At 73.3% G+C, this 18378-nt stretch carries 15 protein-coding genes; 5 read left to right on the forward strand and 10 right to left on the reverse strand.

The annotated features are described in order from the left end of the window. A partial coding sequence (locus VR44_RS11045) for an excinuclease ABC subunit UvrA (protein WP_045947257.1) occupies window positions 1-2067 on the reverse strand: 2067 nt, incomplete at its 3' end. A gap of 289 nt (window positions 2068-2356) precedes the next feature. On the opposite strand from VR44_RS11045, the gene VR44_RS11050 reads away from it, so the two are divergent. Then, on the forward strand, window positions 2357-3298 hold the full coding sequence (locus VR44_RS11050) for an NAD-dependent epimerase/dehydratase family protein (RefSeq protein ID WP_045947258.1): 942 nt from the start codon (window positions 2357-2359) through the stop codon (window positions 3296-3298). A gap of 104 nt (window positions 3299-3402) precedes the next feature. After that, window positions 3403-6672: an aminotransferase class I/II-fold pyridoxal phosphate-dependent enzyme gene (locus VR44_RS11055; protein WP_045947259.1), complete on the forward strand. Its 3270-nt coding sequence runs from the start codon at window positions 3403-3405 to the stop codon at window positions 6670-6672. Between the two features lie 10 nt (window positions 6673-6682). On the opposite strand, the gene VR44_RS11060 is transcribed toward VR44_RS11055, so the two are convergent. The 5 genes from VR44_RS11060 to VR44_RS11080 form a co-directional block, all read right to left on the reverse strand. Continuing rightward, window positions 6683-7255: a hypothetical protein gene (locus VR44_RS11060; RefSeq protein ID WP_045947260.1), complete on the reverse strand. Its 573-nt coding sequence runs from the start codon at window positions 7253-7255 to the stop codon at window positions 6683-6685. Window positions 7256-7269: 14 nt separating this feature from the next. After that, on the reverse strand, window positions 7270-7746 hold the full coding sequence (locus tag VR44_RS11065) for a helix-turn-helix domain-containing protein (protein ID WP_045947261.1): 477 nt from the start codon (window positions 7744-7746) through the stop codon (window positions 7270-7272). Between the two features lie 305 nt (window positions 7747-8051). Next, on the reverse strand, window positions 8052-9212 hold the full coding sequence (locus VR44_RS11070; RefSeq protein WP_045947262.1) for an MAB_1171c family putative transporter: 1161 nt from the start codon (window positions 9210-9212) through the stop codon (window positions 8052-8054). A 42-nt stretch (window positions 9213-9254) separates the two neighbouring features. Further along, on the reverse strand, window positions 9255-9971 hold the full coding sequence (locus VR44_RS11075) for a TetR/AcrR family transcriptional regulator (protein ID WP_094191557.1): 717 nt from the start codon (window positions 9969-9971) through the stop codon (window positions 9255-9257). 122 nt (window positions 9972-10093) lie between these two features. Further along, on the reverse strand, window positions 10094-10606 hold the full coding sequence (locus VR44_RS11080) for a GNAT family N-acetyltransferase (protein ID WP_045947264.1): 513 nt from the start codon (window positions 10604-10606) through the stop codon (window positions 10094-10096). A gap of 136 nt (window positions 10607-10742) precedes the next feature. On the opposite strand from VR44_RS11080, the gene VR44_RS11085 reads away from it, so the two are divergent. Then, window positions 10743-11309 carry a PadR family transcriptional regulator gene (locus VR44_RS11085; RefSeq protein WP_045947265.1) on the forward strand — a complete coding sequence of 189 codons (567 nt, stop codon included), beginning with the start codon at window positions 10743-10745 and terminating at the stop codon, window positions 11307-11309. A gap of 38 nt (window positions 11310-11347) precedes the next feature. Beyond that, window positions 11348-13069, forward strand: coding sequence for an acyl-CoA dehydrogenase family protein (locus tag VR44_RS11090; protein ID WP_045947266.1), 1722 nt, complete (start codon window positions 11348-11350; stop codon window positions 13067-13069). Between the two features lie 101 nt (window positions 13070-13170). Here the strand turns inward: VR44_RS11090 and VR44_RS11095 are convergent, their stop codons facing one another. Continuing rightward, window positions 13171-14316 carry a baeRF2 domain-containing protein gene (locus tag VR44_RS11095; RefSeq protein ID WP_045947267.1) on the reverse strand — a complete coding sequence of 382 codons (1146 nt, stop codon included), beginning with the start codon at window positions 14314-14316 and terminating at the stop codon, window positions 13171-13173. Between the two features lie 158 nt (window positions 14317-14474). On the opposite strand from VR44_RS11095, the gene VR44_RS11100 reads away from it, so the two are divergent. Next, on the forward strand, window positions 14475-14930 hold the full coding sequence (locus tag VR44_RS11100; RefSeq protein WP_045947268.1) for a YbhB/YbcL family Raf kinase inhibitor-like protein: 456 nt from the start codon (window positions 14475-14477) through the stop codon (window positions 14928-14930). A 24-nt stretch (window positions 14931-14954) separates the two neighbouring features. On the opposite strand, the gene VR44_RS11105 is transcribed toward VR44_RS11100, so the two are convergent. Genes VR44_RS11105 through VR44_RS11115 form a run of 3 tightly spaced genes read right to left on the reverse strand, consistent with a single transcriptional unit; the run spans window position 14955 to window position 18088 of the window. Further along, window positions 14955-16055 (reverse strand): baeRF2 domain-containing protein, encoded by a 1101-nt coding sequence (locus VR44_RS11105; RefSeq protein ID WP_045947269.1) that lies wholly within the window; start codon window positions 16053-16055, stop codon window positions 14955-14957. Window positions 16056-16088: 33 nt separating this feature from the next. Next, window positions 16089-16886: an HAD-IIA family hydrolase gene (locus VR44_RS11110; protein WP_045947270.1), complete on the reverse strand. Its 798-nt coding sequence runs from the start codon at window positions 16884-16886 to the stop codon at window positions 16089-16091. Window positions 16887-16915: 29 nt separating this feature from the next. After that, complete coding sequence (locus VR44_RS11115; RefSeq protein ID WP_045947271.1) at window positions 16916-18088, reverse strand: agmatine deiminase family protein; 1173 nt, start codon at window positions 18086-18088, stop codon at window positions 16916-16918. Window positions 18089-18378 lie beyond the last annotated feature (290 nt).

Here is an 18378-nt window from a genome sequence, read left to right on the forward strand (position 1 = left end):
CCCGCCCGACAGGGTGGTCAGCGGCTGGCCGAGGGTCAGGTAGCCGAGGCCGACGTCCACCAGCCGCTCCAGGATCCGGTGCGCGGCCGGTGTCCGCGCCTCGCCCGAGCCGAAGAACTCCGCCGCCTCCGCCACCGGCATCTCCAGCACCTCGCTGATGTCCCGGCCGCCCAGCCGGTACTCCAGCACCGACGCGTCGAACCGCTTCCCCTCGCAGTCCTCGCAGGTGGTGGCCACGCCGGCCATCATCGCCAGGTCGGTGTAGACCACCCCGGCACCGTTGCAGGTGGGGCAGGCGCCCTCCGAATTGGCGCTGAACAGGGCCGGCTTCACCCCGTTGGCCTTGGCGAACGCCTTCCGGACCGGTTCCAGCAGCCCCGTGTACGTCGCCGGGTTGCTCCGCCGGGAGCCCCGGATCGGCGTCTGGTCCACCGACACCACCCCCGCCGAGGCCGGGACGGACCCGTGGATGAGCGAGCTCTTGCCCGAGCCGGCCACCCCCGTCACCACCGTGAGCACCCCGAGCGGGACGTCCACGTCGACCCCGCGCAGGTTGTGCGCCGACGCCCCGCGGATCTCCAGCACGCCCGAAGGCTCGCGCAGCGACTCCTTGAGGGCGGCCCGGTCGTCGAAGTGCCGCCCGGTCACGGTGCCGCTGGACCGCAGCCCCTCCACCCCGCCCTCGAAGCAGACCGTGCCGCCCGCCGCACCGGCGCCGGGGCCGAGGTCCACGACGTGGTCGGCGATCGCGATCACCTCCGGCTTGTGCTCCACGACCAGCACCGTGTTGCCCTTGTCGCGCAGCCGCAGCAGCAGGCCGTTCATCCGCTGGATGTCGTGCGGGTGCAGACCGGTGGTGGGCTCGTCGAAGACGTACGTGACGTCGGTGAGCGCCGAGCCGAGGTGGCGGATCATCTTGACGCGCTGCGCCTCCCCGCCCGACAGCGTGCCCGCCGCCCGGTCCAGCGACAGGTAACCCAGCCCGATCTCCACGAACGAGTCCAGCGTGTGCCGCAATTTCGCCAGCAGCGGTGCCACCGACGGCTCGTCGAGCCCGCTCACCCACTTGGCCAGGTCGCTGATCTGCATCGCGCAGGCGTCGGCGATGCTGATCCCCTTGATCTTCGAGGACCGCGCACCCGCGCTGAGCCGGGTCCCCCCGCAGTCGGGGCAGGTCGTGAAGGTGACCGCACGCTCCACGAACTCGCGGATGTGGGGCTGCATCGCCTCCTTGTCCTTGGCCAGCATCGACTTGCGGATCCGCGGGAGCAGTCCCTCGTACGTCATGTTGATGCCCGCGATCTTCATCCTGACCGGCTCGCGGTGCAGGAAGTCGGCGAGCTGCTTCTTCGTGAACGAGCGGATCGGCCTGTCCGGGTCGAAGAGGCCCGACTCGCTGTAGAGGCGGTGGTTCCAGCCGCCCGGCTTGTAGCCGGGGACGGTGAGCGCCCCCTCGTTGAGGGACTTCGAGTCGTCGAACAGCTGGGTGAGGTCCAGGTCGGTGACCGTGCCCCGGCCCTCGCAGCGCGGGCACATGCCGCCCGTCACGCTGAACTCGCGCCGCTCCTTGACCTTCTGCCCGCCCCGCGCCAGGGTGACCGCGCCCGCGCCGCTGACCGAGGCCACGTTGAAGGAGTACGCCTTGGGGCCCCCGATGTGCGGGGCGCCGAGCCGGCTGAAGAGGATCCGCAGCATGGCGTTGGCATCGGTGGCCGTGCCGACCGTGGAGCGGGGGTCGCCGCCCATCCGCTGCTGGTCCACGGCGATCACCGTCGTCAGCCCGTCCAGCACGTCCACGTCGGGCCGGGCCGCCGCGGGCATGAAGCCCTGCACGAAGGCGCTGTACGTCTCGTTGATCAGCCGCTGCGACTCCGCGGCGACCGTGTCGAAGACGAGCGAGCTCTTGCCCGAGCCGGACACACCGGTGAACACCGTCAGCCGCCGCTTGGGGATCTCGACGCTGATGTCCCTGAGGTTGTTCTCGCGCGCGCCGTGCACCCGGATCATGTCGTGGCTGTCGGCGGCGTGCGGTACGGCCGAGCGGTCGTTCGTCGTGGCCCTGCTCATCGTCTCTCCCTCGTCGGCGCGGCCGCGGCGGCGTCCCTCGGCGCCCCGGCCCGTTCCACGCTACGCGAGGGCCCCGGGCCGCCGCTTCTCCGATACTGACCGGTCCGGGCACGGGGCGGGGCGGAGCCCGGCGGGCACGGGGTTCCGGCCAATCGCGCGGATCCCGAGGAGGGGGTGGTGCGCTTCCAACGGGCCTTCCGGGCGCGTACTTCCGGTAAGGGTGGGTGTTTCGGTCGGCCCGCCGGAGGGCGTCGCCGCCCTCCGCCGGGGCCCGCGCTAGTGTGCGTACGTGAACTCTCATGTCGTCATAGGTTTCGGACCCGCCGGCGCCGCCACCGCCCGGCTGCTCGTGGAGCAGGGCCGCACCGTGAAGGTCGTCACCACGTCGGGCCGCAGCCCGGAGCCCGGGATCGAGCACGTCGCGCTGGACGCGAGGGACAGCGGGCGGCTCACCGAGGCGGTACGGGGCGCGGCCGCGGTCTACAGCTGCGCCGCACCGCCCTACCACCGCTGGGCGGCGGAGTGGCCGGCGCTGGCCTCCTCGCTCTGTACAGCCGCCGAGGAGACCGGGGCGGTGCTCGTCATGCTCGGGAACCTCTACGGGTACGGGCCCGTGGACGGCCCCCTGACCGAGGACCTGCCCCTCGCGGCGACCGGCACCAAGGGACGGGTGCGCGCCGCCGTCTGGGAACGCGCGCGGGACCTGCACCAGCAGGGCCGGATCAGGGCCGTCGAGGTACGGGCCTCCGACTTCTTCGGGCCCGGCGTCACCGACGGCGGGCACCTCGCGGCGCGCGTGCTGCCGCCGCTGCTGCGCGGCAAGCCCGTCTCCACCCTCGGCGACCCCGACGCCCCGCACAGCTGGACCTACCTCCCCGACGTGGCCCGGGCCCTGGTGGAGACCGCGGGCGACGAGCGGGCCTGGGGCCGGGCCTGGCACGTGCCGACCGGACCCGCGCTGTCCGTACGGGAGATGGTGGACCGGCTCGCCGCCGAGGCGGGCACCGGACCGGTCGCCGTGCGCGGCGTCCCGCCCCTGGTCCTCGGCCTGGGCGGGCTGTTCTCGCCGCTGCTGCGCGAACTGAAGGAGATCCGCTACCAGTTCGACCGTCCGTTCACGGTCGACTCCAGTGCCTACGAGACCGCGTTCGCGGCTCAGCCCACCCCGCTGGACGAGCAGGTCAAGGCGACGGTGGACTGGTGGCGCGGACGCCTGGCCACCACCGGGTGACGGTTGCAGTGAGAGGGATGGATTCCACAGTGGACCCCAGCGCAGCAGGGCGGGGACAGGACAGGGGCGGGGAGCGGAACCGGGACGACATAGCCGTCGTCGGGATGGCCTGCCGCTTCCCGGGCGCGCGGAACCTGAACGAGTACTGGCGGCTCCTGACGGACCCCCGGGCGCAGTTCGGCCGTGTCCCCGACACGCGGTGGCGCGCCGACGCCTTCCTCAGCGAGGACTTCCGCGACACCTCCGCCGCCTATACGGACACCATGGCCCTGCTCCCGGACGTGGACCGCTTCGACGCGGCCCACTACGGCATCCCGCCGCGGCGGGCCAAGGCGATGGACCCCCAGCACCGGCTGCTGATCGACCTCGCCCGCGAGGCGATCCAGGACGCCGGCTGGGAGGCCGACGGCTTCGACCGGGAGGAGACCTCGGTGATCACGGCCCTCACCGAGAGCGGCTACCGGGGCCTGACGACCCTCCGGATCCGTATGCGCCAGCTGGCCGGCGGCGAGTTCGGGGCACGCCCGGCCGATCCCCGCTGGGCGGACACGGCGCGCGCCGTCGACGGGATGCGGGGCACCTCCGTCGCCGGGATCCTGCTCAACATGGGTCCGAACACGATCAGTTCGGTCTTCGACCTGCACGGCGAGAGCTACGCCCTGGACTCCGCCTGCTCCGGCGGCCTGATGGCGGTGGCCAACGCCGTGCACGCGCTGCGCTCCGGCCGCACCCGCATCGCCCTCGCGGGCGGCGCCCAGCTGGTCGTCACCCCCGACCTCCTGGTGGGGCTGTGCCGGATCGGCGCCATCTCGCGCAGCGGCCGCTGCCTGCCGTTCGGCGCGGACGCCGACGGCTTCGTGCTGGGCGAGGGCGCCGGGATGCTGGTGCTGCGGCCCCTGTCCGACGCGCTCGCGGCCGGGGACCGGGTGTACGCCGTGATCCGCGGCGTGGGCACCGCCAACGACGGGACCGTCCAGGGCGGCATGCACCCGCAGGCCGCCGGGCAGCTGCGCGCCCTGCGCCGTGCCTACCGCGACGCCGGGCTGGCCCCCGGTGAGGTCGGCTACCTGGAGGCGCACGGCACCGGGACCACCGTCGGCGACCCCGTCGAGCTCTCCGTCCTGCGCGAGCTGCGCGGGGAGGATGCCGCCCCCGCCTACCTGGGCGCCGTCAAGGCGGTGGTCGGGCACTCGCTCAACTCGGCGGGGCTGGCCGGGCTGATCAAGTCCGTCCTGGCCGTGCAGCGGGGGGTGATCCCTCCGCAGCCGGAGTTCGGGCTCGCCGAACCGCCCGTGCTCGACGCGGCGCGGCTGACCGTGCCCACGGCGCCCGTCGCCTGGCCCCGGGACGGCCGGCCGCGCCGGGCGGGCGTCAGCGCGTTCGGCTTCGGCGGCACCGGGGTGCACCTGGTGGTGGAGGAGCACACCGAGCGGCCGGCGGTCCTGCCGGCACCGTCCGGGGGCCCGTACGTCCTCACCCTCAGCGCCCGCGACCGGGCGGGTCTGGCCCGGTACGCCCGGGACCTGGCCGGTGCCCTCGCCGCGGACCGGCCCGCGCCGGCCGCCGTGGCCGACACCCTCGCGCGCCGGGCCCCCCTCGCCGAACGCCTCACCGTGGAGGTGCGGGACACCGACGAGGCGGTGGCCCGGCTGACCGGGGCCGCCGAGGCCCTGGAGGCGGGCCGGGTGCCCGGCCCGGCCGGGGAGGCGGCCGCACCCGCGGGGGAGCGCGTACCCCCGTGCACCCTGCCGCCGAGCCCGCTCGCCCCGCGCCGGCACTGGATCGTGGACGAGTCGGCGCGCGAGACGGCCGGCCCGGACCCGGAGCCCGCCCCCGCCGCCCCGGTGGCGGAGCCGGAAGGGGCGCGCTCCGGCGTGCCGGACGCCGCGACCGTCGTCCTCGAAGAGGTGTCGCGGACCGGCGTCTACCCGCTGTCCGACCTGCACGAGGGCCAGACGCTGGTCGCCGACCTCGGCTTCGACTCCCTGATGCTGCACGAGCTGGACACGCGCATCGCGAACCGGGTGCCGGGGTTCCGGACCGAGGAGATGTTCTCCCCGGACCTCACCATCAGCCGGCTGATCGCCCTCGTCGACCCGGACCACGGCGTCCCCCGGCCCCCCCGGCCGGAGGCGGACCCGCCGGCCGCCGCCCCGCAATGGAGCGCCGAGACGGCGGACGTCGACGAGTTCCCGGAGGTCGGCAAGCTGGAACAGCTCCTGGGCTCCATCGCCGACACCGGGGCGGCCTTCCCCTACTTCCGGGTCCACGAGGGCACCATCCGCGACACCACGGTGATCGGCGGCCGGCCGTACCTCTCCTTCGGCAGCTACAACTACCTCGGCCTCTCCGGGCACCCCGCCGTCAACGAGGCCGTGCACCGGGCGGTGGACCGGTACGGGACCTCGGTCTCCGCGAGCCGGGTCCTGTCCGGCGAACGGGACCTCACCGTCCGCCTCGAACGGGCCCTGACGGAGTTCCTGGGGGTCGGGGACTGCCTGACGCTGGTCAGTGGCCACGCCACCAACGTCACCGCGATCGGGCACCTGCTCGGCCCGGGGGACCTCGTCCTGCACGACGCCCTCGCCCACGACAGCATCCTCCAGGGCTGCGCCCTCTCCGGCGCGGCGCGGCGCCCGTTCGCGCACAACGACGTGCGGCAGCTGGAGCACCTGCTGCGGCTCAACCGCTCCCGGTTCCGCCGGGTGCTGATCGCCGTCGAGGGCGCCTACAGCATGGACGGCGACCTCGTCGACCTGCCCGCCGTGATCGAGTTGAAGAAACGTTACGGCGCACTGCTGATGGTGGACGAGGCGCACAGCATCGGCACCGTCGGCGAACGCGGCCGGGGCGTCGGAGAGTTCTTCGGGGTCGACCGCCGCGACGTGGACCTGTGGATGGGCACCCTGTCCAAGGCCTTCGCCAGCTGCGGGGGCTACCTCGGCGGCTCGCAGCGGATGGTGCGCTGGCTGCGCCACACCCTGCCCGGCTTCGTCTACAGCGTGGGCCTGACCCCGCCCAACGCGGCGGCCGCGCTGGCCGCCACCGAGCTGATCGCCGCGGAGCCGGAGCGGGTGGGCGCGCTGCGGCGCAACTCCGAGCTCTTCGTCGGCCTGGCCGCGGCCGCCGGCCTGGCGACGGGCTCCAGCGCCCACACGCCGATCGTGCCGTGCATCCTCGGGGACTCGGCCCGCACCCTGCGCGTGGCCGACGGACTCTACGCGCGCGGAGTGATCGCCGACCCGATCTTCCATCCCGCCGTGGAGGAGGGGCTCTCGCGGCTCCGGTTCTTCGTCACCAGTGAGCACAGCGAGGAGGACGTCCGCCGGGCGGTGGCGGCGCTGGCCGAGGAGGTGGCCTCCGCCGGGAGCTGAGGAGCCCACGTCAGAACAGGGTCCGTTCGATCCGGCTGAGCATGGCGCTCGTCCCCGGGTCGCCGCCCTCGTCCGCCTCCGCGCCGGTGTGTGCCGCGTGCTGCTCGCCCTCCATCCGCTGGGCGAGCAGATAGGCGATGATCTCCGCCTCCTGCTCCTGGACGTCGTCGTAGGTCGCGCGCAGGAGCATGTCGCGCACGAGGTCGGGGTCGAGGTCGGGGAAGAGGAGGCGGGCAGCCGCCTCGTCCAGTCCGCCGGCCCCGCGATGGCAGCAGATGATGTGGCCCAGCTCGTGCAAGATGATGTGCTCCTGATGCGCGCTGGTGGTGTTGGCGTCGTAGAAGATCAGGTCCTCGTCACGCGCGGCGACCCACATCCCGCACGGGTGCGACGAGGGCATCTGCATCGGGACCAGGATGATCGGCCGCTCGCGCGCCTCGCCCAGGTGGCGGCAGAGGTCGGCGACGTCGGTCACCTCGGGCAGGTCGAGTTCGGCCAGCCGCCGGGCGCCGGCCTTGCGGAGCTTCTTGAGCCGGCTGCGCCGGTCGTGGTCGGCGGCCCGCTCCTTCCAGGAGCCCCTCATACGGGCTCAGCCCCTCATACGGGCTCGGAGGGGCCGGGGCCGTCGGCGGCGGAGTCGGAGACGGGGGCGTCGGTGACCGGCGGGAGGCCCTGCATCTGCCGGTACTGGTCCATGATGGCCGTGATGGCCGCGAGGTTCTCCTTCTTCATCCCCGCCGCGCGCATGGCCACGGCGCGGACCCCGGACTGCCGCAGCGCCTCGATGGCGGCGACCTGGCTGAGCACCGACTCGGCGACCTTGTCGTCGAAGAAGTAGGCGACCGAGACGCCGAAGAACTTGGCGAGGGCGGCGAGGAGGTCGGGCGAGGGGTTGGAACGCTTCCCCGTGCGGAGCTGCGACAGGTACACGCCCCCGGCCTTGAGTTCGGGGTTGACCCGCTTCAGTTCCTCCGCCACCTCGGCGTTGGTCCAGTGCTTGCCCTTGGGACGGACCGTCTTGAACAGGTCGTCAAGGCGCCTGGCGAGCAGGGGCCGGTCGTCGCTCTCGCTCATGGTGAATCTCCCTCCCGTCACCTCCTCGGTATAGCCCTTGGCTATACGCCAGTTTCACAGAATAGCGGTCAGTTGACAATTGGCCTGGACTCCGCCAACGTTGGGTCTCGCCGATAGCTGCCAGCTAACTCGCTACGGGGGACGTAGGACGGGTTGCCAGGCGGTGAAAACGGACTGGCCCGGCCCTCGGGGGATGGGCCGGGCCAGTCCGGGCGGTAGCCACCCGCCCGGCCCGGCATGGGAAGCGGGGGGAACGGGGGAGGCCCGCCCGGTTTGACGGGGGATACAAACCGGGCGGGAGCTTTTCAACTCGCGGTGCCGAGTTTACTGTAGGCGGCCGCGACTTTGGTGAGCCAGGCGACTTCGGCCATGAAGTTGTCCGTGTCCCGGTCGTCGAAGTCGCCGGCGTCCTTGTTGTCGTGCGGCATGGTCCCGGCCTGCTTGGCCAGCAGCGCCCGCTTGATCCGCGCCGCCTCCGTGAAGGCCTGCCGCGATTCCTCGCTCTCCTCCCTGCCCGCGTCCCCGGCCGAACCGCCCACGGTCGTACGGTCGATGTACGGGCGCAGGTCCCGCCACCCGTCGCGGATCTCGACGACCCGGCGGTGCAGCCGGTAGTCCAGGTCCGAGACCGAGGCACCCGGCGGCTCCAGGGCGATGTCCGGAGAGGACTCGTACAGGTCCCGCCAGAGCGGGTACAGCGCCCGGTACGAGCGGTAGCTGCGCCCCCACGCCAGCAGCCGGGAAGCCGCCGGGCCCCACGAGGAGTTGGTCAGGCCGAGCGACAGGATGACGATGCCCGCCGCGCTGAAGAGGTTCGAGGCCAGCTTCCAGGCGCCGATGTCGACCCCGGACGCGGCCGTCAGGATGTTGAGGGTGCGGCACGAGCAGTACAGGAACAGCACCACGGCGGCCACCCGCAGCACCCGCAGCGCCTGCCGCAGCGACTCGTTCTCCGTCATCCGCGCGTAGGAACCGCACTGGCGGAAGATGGTCACGCACGGCAGCGCCTGGGAGGCCATGAAGGCCAGGAGGTAGACGAGGACCAGCGGCTGACCGCTGCCCGTGTCGAAGTCCGAGGACGGCCGGGAGGTTCCGTCGGCCAGGACGAAGAGCGCCACGAGGGCCACGTCGAGCGCGCACCCGGTGATCAGCCACCACCGCGTCCTGCGCCGCGCCTCCTCGTCGGGCGCCGCCCACCGCAGCAGGATGATCTCCGCGGCCACGCAGTAGGCCACCGCCGACAGGTGCATGAGGAGGATGGCGAGGTTGCCGACGCCCAGGAAGGCGGGGCCGCTCATGGCCACGGCGCCCATGGTGAAGGTGAAGCACTGGAGGACCAGAGTGGCGATCAGCGTCCAGTAGGCACTGTCGTGCCGGCTGCGCCTCGCCTGGCACAGCCGGTAGATGAGCGCGGCGTACGAGGAGAGCGCCGCGATGACGAAGCAGAGGGTTCTGATGGTGTTCAAGGCCTGGTTTCCTACAGGGGGCCGCGGGGGCGGCAGAAGGGGTCAGTCGGTGTGTTCGGCCGGCGGGACCTCGAGCCCGATGCTCTCGGCGCAGACGGCGATCGCGTAGTCGAAGTACGCGGCCTCGTCCTTGACGCTGTCGTGGGTGCGGCTGAAGACCTGGAAGACCAGGAGTCCGATGAGGTTGCTCCACAGCACGATGCCGCGCTCGACGATGTCCGAGAACGGAGCCCCGGGTACGCCGCCGAAGGCCTCTACGGCGGCCGGCAGCAGCAGCGGCGGACCGGGCACCGCGCGCCGCGGCGGGGTCAGTTCGCCGCCCTCCAGCGCGGCCCGGACGATCCCGGCGAGCACGGCGGGGGTGCGCGCGGCGGCCGGAACGGTGTCCTGCGGGGCGTGGTAGCCCGGCACCGGTGAACCGTAGATCAGCGTGAACTCGCCGGGGTTCGCGAAGGACCACCGCCGCAGGGCGCGGGTGACGGCGAGCAGCCGCGCCCCCGCCGGAGCACCTGCCGTGTCGGCCGCCTCCATCGCGGCGCCGGAGGCGTCGTAGGCGTCGATGACGAGCGCGGTCAGCAGGTCGTCCCGGTGCGGGAAGACGGCCTCGGCCTCGGAGAGGGCGAGGCCGGCGGCGCGGGCCACCCCCTCCAGGGACAGGGCGGCGGCACCCACCTCCACCAGCTGCCGGCGGGCGGCCTCCTTGAGCACCTCCGCCGGAGCGGGGCCGGCGTCGTTCGAACTGATTGCTGAAACGTCCATGCCGGAACCGTACCCGCCGCCCCGAACGGCGGTGGCCCCAGCACCGGGAGCGGCCCCGGTGGACCGCCGGGATCCGGCCATGGCGGTATGTCGCCTTCTGCCCCGCCGTGGGCCGACACCCTCTAGACGTCCCGCGCGGCCCGCAGGGTCAGCACGCGGGTGGTGCTGCCGTCGTCCTCGGTGATGTCGCGGACGTGCTCGAAGCCGATCCGCTCCAGCAGGGCCAGCGAAGCACCGTTCTCCGCGGCCACGGTGGCGTGCACCTCGGCCAGCGCGAGGGTGTCGAAGCCGTACGCCGTCAGGGCCCGCGCCAGCTCGGACCCCAGCCCCGCACCCCAGGCGGCGGGGGCCAGCGCGTAGATGATCTCGTGGCCCCCGACGGCGTCGGTCCGCTTGATCTCGGCGTGCCCGATCAGCTCGCCGTCGCGGCGGACGGCCCAGACGTCGAACAGGCCCCGGGCGTACACCTTGGTGAAGATCCGGCCGAAGAGGGCCCGGTCCTCCTCCTCGGGGACGGGCCCGTCACCCATCCAACGGGACACCCTCGTGTCCTGGAACAGGGCCACGAACGCCTCTTCGTCATCGGGGAGGTAGGGGTCCAGGAGCAGGCGCTCGGTGCGCAGCGTCGGGGTCATGACCGGTGACGCTATCCACGCGGTACAGGCCCGGCAAACGATTTGCCGGGCCCCGAGCACGGGGAGCGGGTGAGCCGTGTCTCACCCGGGCGGCGGCACTTGTCTATGCAACGAGTTGCATACAAAGATGCGGGGCATGGCGCTCGACCACGCGATCCTCGTCTCCCTCCTGGAGATGCCCGGCTCCGGCTACGAACTGGCCCGGCGGTTCGACCGGTCCATCGGCTACTTCTGGACCGCCACGCACCAGCAGATCTACCGCGTCCTCGGGCGCATGGCCGCCGACGGCCTGCTCACCGTCCGCGAGGTGCCCCAGCAGGGGCGGCCGGACAAGAAGGAGTACTCCGTCGCCGCCCCCGGCCGCGCCGCCCTCACCCGGTGGCTGCACGAGCCCATCGAACCCGAGAGCATGCGCCACGAGCTCGCCGTCAAGATCCGCGGCGCGGCCTTCGACGACCCCGCCGCCCTGATCCGCGAGGTCGAACGCCACCACCGCGCCCACAGCGACCGCCTCGCGCACTACCTCGCGGGGGAGCGGCGCGACTTCACCGGGCCCGCCGCCCCCGCCCCGCTCGACGCCGGACAGGAGCTCCAGCACGTCGTGCTGCGCGGCGGCATCGCGTACGAGCGGATGACCATCGCCTGGCTGGACGACGTCCTGGCCACCCTCCACCGCATCGGGGCGGCGACACCGCCCGCCTGACCGCACACCCGTCACTACTCCCCGGAAGGCGACCCCTCATGGCCGACTCCCTCCTGTTCAACCCGCGCACCTACGACCCCGCGCATTTCGACCCCGAGACCCGCCGCCTGCTGCGCGCCACCGTGGACTGGTTCGAGGAGCGCGGCAAGCGCAAGCTGCTGGAGGACTACCGCACCCGCGCCTGGCTCGCGGACTTCCTCGCCTTCGCCGCCAAGGAAGGCCTGTTCGCCACCTTCCTCACCCCGGCCTCCGCCGCCGCCGGCCACGAGGGCCGGCGCTGGGACACCGCCCGCATCGCCGCCCTCAACGAGATCCTCGGCTTCTACGGCCTCGACTACTGGTACGCCTGGCAGGTGACCATCCTGGGCCTGGGCCCGGTCTGGCAGAGCGACAACGCCGCCGCCCGCGCCCGCGCCGCCGAACTCCTCACCCAGGGCGAGGTGTTCGCGTTCGGCCTGTCCGAGCGGACCCACGGCGCCGACATCTACTCCACCGACATGCTCCTGGAGCCCGACGGCGACGGCGGCTTCCTGGCGACCGGCTCGAAGTACTACATCGGCAACGGCAACGCCGCCGGCCTGGTCTCCGTCTTCGGCCGCCGCACCGACGTCGAGGGCCCCGACGGCTACGTCTTCTTCGCCGCCGACAGCCGCCACCCCGCGTACGGCCTCGTCCAGAACGTCGTCGACTCCTCCAAGTACGTGAGCGAGTTCCGGCTGGAGCGCTACCCGGTCGCCGCCGAGGACGTGCTGCACACCGGCCGCGCCGCCTTCGACGCCGCCCTCAACACCGTCAACGTGGGCAAGTTCAACCTCTGCACCGCCTCCATCGGCATCTGCGAGCACGCGATGTACGAGGCCGTCACCCACGCGCGGAACCGCGTCCTCTACGGCCGCCCGGTCACCGCCTTCCCGCACGTGCGCCGCGAGCTGGCCGACGCCTACGTCCGCCTCGTCGGCATGAAGCTGTTCAGCGACCGGGCGGTGGACTACTTCCGCTCCGCCGGTCCCGAGGACCGCCGCTACCTCCTCTTCAACCCGATGACGAAGATGAAGGTGACCACGGAGGGCGAGAAGGTCATCGACCTGATGTGGGACGTCATCGCCGCCAAGGGCTTCGAGAAGGACACCTACTTCGCCAACGCCGCCGTGGAGATCCGCGGCCTGCCCAAGCTCGAGGGCACCGTCCACGTCAACCTCGCGCTGATCCTCAAGTTCATGCGCAACCACCTGCTGGAGCCGGTCGAGTACCCGGCCGTGCCGACCCGCCTCGACGCGGCCGACGACGACTTCCTCTTCCGGCAGGGCCCGGCCCGCGGCCTGGGCTCCGTACGCTTCCACGACTGGCGGCCCGCCTTCGACGCGTACGCCGAGGTGCCGAACGTCGCCCGCTTCCGCGAACAGGCCGACGCCCTGTGCGAGTTCGTCGCCACCATCGCGCCCGACGAGGCGCAGAGCCGCGACCTCGACTTCCTGCTCTCCGTCGGCCAGCTGTTCGCGCTCGTGGTGCACGGCCAGCTGATCCTGGAGCAGGCCCGCCTGACGGACCTGGACCGTGACGTCCTCGACGAGCTGTTCTCCGTCCTCGTCCGCGACTTCTCCGGGCACGCCGTCGAACTGCACGGCAAGGACTCCGCCACCGGGGCGCAGCAGGCGTGGGCGCTCGGCGCGGTGCGCCGCCCGGTCGTCGACGAGGCCCGCGCGGCCCGCGTCTGGGAGCGCGTCGAGGCCCTCTCCGGGGCCTACGAGATGGCACCGTAACGACGGCCCGCAGCCCCGGTCGGGCCAGGCCGCGCCGTGCGGCCTGGTCCAGGACCCGTCCCCTCACCGTCAGGTCATCCGTTGACCGGACGGTCACATGGTCAGATGGTCCAGCGCAGTACCGCCCCCAGGCCGCCCGCCGGGCCCGGCATGCCCGCGGGGACGACGAGGACCTCGCTGCCGGCCGCCGCCGCGGACCGCAGCAGGGCGTCGTCCGCGCGCGCCCGTACCGGCTTGTCGACGCCCATCGCCCGCGCCTGACCGCGCTGGAGCGCCACGTCGTCCACGCCGGGGCCGATCCACACCTCGCGACCCGTGTCGGAGCCGTCCGGGCCGAGCAGCAGCGTGGCCACCTGGTGGGTGCGTACGGCGTCCACCACCGCCGGTACGCCCTCGGCCGCCTCGCCCGGCCCGGTGTCCACCGTGGACTCGCGGTGCTCGCCGGGCCGGCCCCGGCCGATGCGGAAGCGTTCCAGGGCGCTCTCCAGCCGCCGGCGGGCGAAACCCTCGCGCAGCCGCGCGATCTCCCGGTCCAGGGTGTCCTGCGAGGCACCGGGCGTCCGGCCGCCGTCGACCTCGGCGGTCACCGCCCGCATCCGTTCGGGCAGCCGGTTGTGTACGGCCCGCCGCTCGCGGGCGTCACCGGTCAGCACCACGAGACCGGCGCCGCTCTCCGGCCACATCCGGGCCAGCTCCGCCGCGATGACGTCGGCCGTCTCGTTCCGGGCGTTCTCGTCCTTGTTCCGGTAGTGCCATTCGTGCCGGTCCGCCGGCACGCCGCGGTGCCCGCGATCCTGCCACTCCTTGCCCCGGGCCTGGCCCACGGCCGCCCGGCCGTACGCGTGACGCAGCTCCAGATCGGCGCCGGTCCGGTCGATGTACGCCACCAGACAGCTCGGGTCGTCGCCGCGCAGGCCCGCCAGCGGCGCGATGTGCGGCAGGACCGACCAGGTGGCCTCGATGGCGGCCGGGACCTTCCCGAGCGGGATGTCGAGGACCACCTCGGCGCCCGCCGCGAACAGCGCGCGGCCGGGCGGCGCCCCGCTGACCGGCTCGTTGGCGAGCCGGTTCACCACGGCCCGTACGGTGTAGGCGTCGGCGCCCGCGTCGATCAGCCGGGACGCGACCTCCCGTTCACGCAGTGCTTGAATCCGCTGTGCGTCCTCGGTCGCCCGGGTGGTCTCGACGTACACCGAGGCCCAGGGACCCGGCCGGGCGAAGAGCGGTTTGAGAAAGCCGAGTTCCATGACGTCCCCCAAGGGGTTCAGGAAGGCATGCCTCACCGTCCAGGATGCCCCGCCCGCCGGGCACCTGCCCACCGGCCGGCCCCTCGTCGCGGGGCAGTCGGGTGGATCGCGGACCCACAGCGGTACGGTCACCCCCGCGAGCGGGTAGAGCGGCGGCCGTGACCGCGTTTCAGCTGACCAGCCCCGCATTCGCCGACCACAGGGAGATCCCCCGCCGCCACACCGGCGAAGGGGAGGACCTCTCACCGCCCCTGACCTGGACGGCCGCTCCCGAGGGCACCGCGGAGCTGCTCCTCCTGTGCGAGGACCCGGACGCGCCCGGGCCCGCCTTCCTGCACTGGCTGGTCACGGGCATCGACCCGTGGACCGGCGGGGTGGAGGAGGGCCGGGTGCCCCACGGCGGCCGGTCCTGGCCCAACGGCTTCGGACGGCTGGGCTGGGGCGGTCCGATGCCCCCGCCCGGGCACGGGCCGCACCGCTACTTCTTCCACCTGTACGCCCTGTCCCAGCCGGTCCTGCTGCGCGAGCGGCCCGACGTGAACGCCGTGCACGGCGCCGTGCGGGACAGGCAGCTCGCCGGCGCCACCCTCGTGGGCACCTACGAGCGCTTCTGAGCGGACTCGGGGAAGCGGGGCCGATCAGGCTCCGTCGGGCCGGCGGTCGGCGTACCGCAGGAGCGCCCCGACGCCCTCCGCCAGCTCCAGGTCGTCCTCCGGTACGACGACCAGCTCGGCGGCCGTGCCCACGACCGCCCGCACCAGGGCCTCACCGGCGGGCTCCTCACGGGGCGCCCGCACTCCGCAGGCGAGCAGCTCCCCCTCGGTCAGGGCGAGCTGCGCCGGCCCCGGGCCGGTCCACAGCCGCAGCGGGGCGGTGGGCACGCGGTTCAGCAGCAGCGCCGCTACCTGCCCGCGCTGCAGGGCGGCCACGGTCGCGGCCAGCCCCTCCGACACGGGCCCGTGCAGGGCCCGGCGGCCGATGAACACGTCCACCAGCTCCCGGTCGTGCGCGGCCATTCGGCCCCGGAAGACCCCGTCGAGCTGCGACTCCAGCAGGGCCCGCCCGGTGTCCGTCGGGGTCGCGCCCCGGACCCGTACGACCTTGGAGCGCAGGGCGTGCGGCAGCCGGCGGACCAGGACGTTGCCCGCCCACTCGTCCCCGCCGACGACCACGGCGTCGGCGTGCGTGCGCCGGGCCCAGGAGTCCAGCCGGTGCCCCAGCCGGACGGCGCCGTGGTGCCAGGTGGCCACCGGCTCCTCGCGGTGCAACCGCTCACCCGGGGCCACGGTGGAGGCCGGCCAGGTGCCGGCTTCCGCCTCCACCCGTACCCAGCCGTGCGTCTCGGCCGTGGGCAGCCCGCCGTAGTGCACCACCACCGCCAGGTAGGGGATCTCCGGAAGGTGCTGGCTGACCAGCGGAACCGCCTCCGGCAGGGTGCTGTAGCGGGCCGTGTCCCGGGCCGGCGGCCGGGGCAGCTCGCCGTCCAGGACGAGCGCGCCGTTGGCCGCGAAGATCGCCTGCCCGTGCATCCCGGGCAGCTCCGCGTCCGCGCCGACGGCCTCCTCCAGGACGCCGAGCAGCGCCCGGTCCGCGCCCTGCCGGGTCAGGTCCGCGCGCAGCCGGTTCCAGCGCAGGGCGACGGCCCGGTCGGGCTGCTCCACGTCCCGCGAGGTGTCCAGGTACACCGAGGCGAAGGGGCCGGACTCCGCGTACAGGGGTTGCAGGAACGACAGCCTCATTCCGCATCACCACCTCCCATGATGCGACCGGCGTCAGCCGGAGGCGAGGAGGCCGGGCAGGTCGGCGAAGGAGTCGAGGACGTGGTCGGGGGTGCCGGAGGCGGCCCGGTGTGTCTCGGGGAGGTACTTGCCGGTCCTGACCAGGACGCCGGTGATGCCGGACCGCTGGGCGGCCAGGACGTCGGACTCGACGTCGTCGCCGACCATCAGCGTCTCGGACGCGTCGGCGCCCAGGTGGGCGAGGGCGCTCGCGAAGAACGCGGGCGCCGGCTTGCCCGTCACCTCCGCCTCGGTGCGGGAGGCCTTCTCCAGCCCTTCCAGGAAGGCCCCGGTGTCCAGGTCGAGGCCGCCCTCGGTGCGCCAGTACAGGTTGCGGTGCATGGACACCAGCCGGGCCCCGCGCTGAAGGTGCCGGAAGACGCGATTGAGGGCCTCGTACCCGAACTCCGGGCCCGCGCCGCCGAGCACGATCACGTCCACCTCCACCTCCGCGTCCGTTCCATGCCCGTCGACAAGGGTGACCCCCGGCAGGTCCTCCCGTACGTCTCCGCTGTTGAGAAGGAGGCAGCGGGCACCGGGGAAGTGCTCGCGCAGGTACGCCGCCGTGGCGGCCGGAGCGGTGAGCACGTCCCCGGCGGTCACGGGGAAGCCCAGGCCGGACAGGCGGGCGGCGATGACGGCGCGGGTGCGGGAGGTGTTGTTGGTGACCAGCGCCAGCCGCAGGCCCGCGGAGCGCAGCCGTTCCATGGCCTCCACCGTGCCGGGCAGGGCCTTCCAGGAGACGGTGAGGACTCCGTCGATGTCGATCAGGACCGCTCGGATTCGCTCCATGGGGCCGACGCTAACCCACGGCGCTCCGGTCAGGCGGCCGGCTTGCCCGGCTGGTCGTGGGTGGAGCAGTGGATGCCGCCCCCGCCCGAGGCGATCGTGTCGATCCGCACCTGGACGACCTCCCGCTTCGGGAAGTGCTCCCGCAGGATGCCGCGGGCGCGGTCGTCGGCCTGCCGGTCGCCGAACCGGGGCATGAACACGGCGTCGTTGGCCACGTAGAAGTTGGCGTAGGTGGAGACGAAGTCGTCGCCCCGGCCCGTGATCCGGTCCAGGTCGGGCTGTGGCAGGTCGATGACCTCGAGGCGCCGGCCGCGGGCGTCCGTGGCCCTGGACAGGACGGACTTGGCCTGGTCGGCCGAGCGGGACCAGGAGTCCGGCGGGGTGTTCGGGTGCGCGCGGTCCAGCAGGACCACCCCGGGCGCGGTGAAGCGGACGAGGCTGTCCACGTGGGCGTCGGTGATGTCCTGGCCCCGCACACCGGCCAGCCAGACCACCTTCTCCACCCCGAGGGTCTTCTTGAGCTCGGCCTCGATCGTGTTCCGGGACTTCCCGCGGTTGCGGTTGTCGTTGACGATCGAGCTCTCCGTGACGAGCAGGGTGCCCTCGCCGTCGGTCTCGAAGGAGCCGCCCTCGGCGACGAGGGGGGCCTGGACCCGGGGGATCCCGTACTTCTGCAGCAGGGTCCGGCCCACCTGGGCGTCGTTCCCGTGCTGCTGCTTGCCGCCCCAGCCGTTGAAGTTGAAGTCGACGCCGACGGTCCTGCCCGCCTCCTCGACGAACACGGGGACGGTGTCGCGGGCCCACAGGTCGTCGACGGCCAGCGGGATGACCTCGACCTGGTTGCCGCAGGCCCGCTGGGCCGCGTCCACCTGGTCGGGACGGGCCATCATGACAACCGCCTCGTACGCCCCGACGGCCCGGGCGATCCGAGCGATGTCCTCGCGGACGTAAGGCAGGTCCTTGTCCCATACTCCGGCGGCGATGGCCGGCCAGGCCATGAACGTCCGGGTGTGGCTCTCCCACTCGGCACCGAGGCGGCGCTTCGCGCCGTTGGCGGAGGCCTGCTCGGGGGTGTTGGCCGGGGTGCCGGGCCGCTCGGCGGCGTCGTCGGCGGGGCCGCAGGCGGCGGCGCCGAGGGCGAGGGCGCCGAAACCGAGGAGGGTGCGCAGGACGGACCGGCGGGCGGGGGGAGGGTTCGTCACGGGGAAGCTCCGATCGTGGACTCGTTCCGCCACTCTGGCACTGACTGACAATGGCACTGACTGAAAATTCAGTCAAACTGCCGCGCGTGGCGGGTGCCCGATCGGCCCACGGATTCCACCGGGCCGCTCAAGCCGGCCGGTCGACCTCCACGCGGACGGCCTCGCGCATCAGGCGGCGGGCGTGCTCCAGGGGGAGCAGACCACTGAGCCGGCGCACGCTCAGCCCCTCCAGCAGGGCCGTCAGCCGCTCGGCGGCGTCCGTGACCTCGGCGGGGTCGGCGCCCGGCCGG

The organism is Streptomyces katrae (assembly GCF_000966975.1).
Classification (GTDB): domain Bacteria; phylum Actinomycetota; class Actinomycetes; order Streptomycetales; family Streptomycetaceae; genus Streptomyces; species Streptomyces katrae.